The sequence below is a fragment of the Streptomyces sp. GC420 genome (assembly GCF_009916105.1).
Taxonomy (GTDB): Bacteria; Actinomycetota; Actinomycetes; order Streptomycetales; family Streptomycetaceae; genus Streptomyces.
Genome location: NZ_JAAAXQ010000711.1, coordinates 1 through 1,745, shown reverse-complemented (window position 1 = coordinate 1,745; position 1,745 = coordinate 1). Strand labels below are relative to the sequence as shown.

The window sequence follows — 1,745 nt, the reverse complement described above, 5'->3', positions numbered from 1 at the left end:
GCCCCGACCTCCCCGCGGAAGCGACCACATGAGCGGACGCCCGGCAGATACACCACAGCAGAAGACGGCAGGAGGCCGGATGCCGCGGGTACTTGTCGTGGACGACGAACCACAGCTCGTCCGCGCCCTCGCGATCAACCTGCGTGCCCGCAAATACCACGTCGACGCCGCCTACAACGGCGCGGGCGCACTCCAGCTCGCCGCCGACCGCCACCCCGACGTCGTCATCCTCGACCTCGGCCTGCCCGACATGGACGGCGTCGACGTCATCAAGGGGCTGCGCGGCTGGACCCGCGTACCCATCATCGTGCTCTCCGCCCGCCACGCCTCCGACGAGAAAGTCGACGCCCTCGACGCCGGCGCCGACGACTACGTCACCAAGCCGTTCGGCATGGACGAACTCCTGGCCCGACTGCGCGCCGCCGTCCGCCGGGGCACACCGGCCGGCACCGAAGACGCCGTCATCGAGACCGGGGCTTTCACCGTCGACCTCGCCGCCAAGAAGGTCAACCGAGGCGGGACCGACGTCCGCCTCACGCCCACCGAGTGGCACGTACTCGAAGTCCTGGTCCGCAGCTCCGGCCGCCTGGTCAGCCAGAAACAACTCCTGCGGGAAGTCTGGGGCCCGGCCTACGAGACGGAAACGAACTACCTGCGCGTCTACATGGCCCAACTACGCCGCAAACTCGAAGCCGACCCCGGTCATCCCCGCCACTTCATCACCGAGGCAGGCATGGGCTACCGCTTCGAACCCTAGAAACGTGTCCGGCGACGGCGACGGCACCCCGCCGCCGTGGGAACGGTGGCGGGGTGCGTGTGGTTCATCGCCCGGTGGGAGGGGTCCGGCTCGTCACTTGGCCAGGAAGGCGAGCAGGGCGTCGGTGACCTCCTGGGCGTGGGTCCACAGCAGGCCGTGCGGGGCGCCCTCGACGACGATGTACTCGGCCTGCGGCAGCGCCCGGTGGAACGGTTCCGCGGTCGCCTCGATCGGCAGGATGCGGTCGGCGGTGCCGTGCAGGATCAGGGCCGGTACGTCGATCTTGGCGATGTCGGCGCGGAAGTCGGTGGTCCAGGTCGACACGCAGGCCAGGGAGGCGTACCAGGAGGCGCCGGCGGCGACGTTCCAGCTGTTGCGGAGGGCCTCCTCGCTGATCCGGGTGCCGAGGTTCTCTTCCAGGTTGTAGAAGTCCTGGTAGAAGGAGGTGAAGTAGGCGTAGCGGTCGGCGGTGACGGCCTGCTTGATGCCCTCGAACAAGTCGCCGTCGACGCCTTCGGGGTTGTCGTCGGTCTTGAGCAGGAACGGTTCCAGGGAGGCGAGGAAGGCGGCCTTGGCGATCCGGGCGGTGCCGTAGGTGCCGATGTAGCGGCCGACTTCGCCGGTGCCCATGGAGAAGCCGACGAGGACGGCGTCGTTGAGGTCGAGGGTTTCCAGGACGGTGTTGAGGTCGGCGGCGAAGGTGTCGTAGTCGTAGCCGGTGGTGGGCCGGCCGGAGCGGCCGAAGCCGCGCCGGTCGTAGGTGATGACGCGGTAGCCGGCCGCCAGGAGGGCGGCGGACTGCTTCTCCCAGGAGTGGCCGTCGAGCGGGTAGCCGTGGATGAGGACGACCGGCTGCCCGGTGCCGTGGTCCTCGTAGTAGAGGTCGGTGGAGGTGGTGTTCTCCTGGCCGACGGTGATGAACGGCATGGTGGTTGCTGCCTTTCGGTGTGACGCGGTGGTGTGGTGGCGGGTGAGGGCGGGGGTGTGG

Annotated in this window: 2 protein-coding genes; one reads left to right on the top strand and one right to left on the bottom strand. The window is 69.1% G+C overall.

All coding sequences use genetic code 11. The features are described from left to right. The first annotated feature begins 79 nt into the window (after positions 1 to 79). Positions 80 to 757 (top strand): response regulator, encoded by a 678-nt coding sequence (locus GUY61_RS38025; protein ID WP_166634848.1) that lies wholly within the window; start codon positions 80 to 82, stop codon positions 755 to 757. 93 nt (positions 758 to 850) lie between these two features. On the opposite strand, the gene GUY61_RS38020 is transcribed toward GUY61_RS38025, so the two are convergent. Further along, on the bottom strand, positions 851 to 1,684 hold the full coding sequence (locus GUY61_RS38020; protein WP_166634847.1) for an alpha/beta fold hydrolase: 834 nt from the start codon (positions 1,682 to 1,684) through the stop codon (positions 851 to 853). Positions 1,685 to 1,745 lie beyond the last annotated feature (61 nt).

Excerpts from the sequence above, each read along its gene's own strand:
- GUY61_RS38020 (WP_166634847.1), bottom strand. The coding sequence starts at position 1,684 with ATGCCGTTCATCACCGTCGGCCAGGAGAACACCACCTCCACCGACCTC.
- GUY61_RS38025 (WP_166634848.1), top strand. The coding sequence starts at position 80 with ATGCCGCGGGTACTTGTCGTGGACGACGAACCACAGCTCGTCCGCGCC.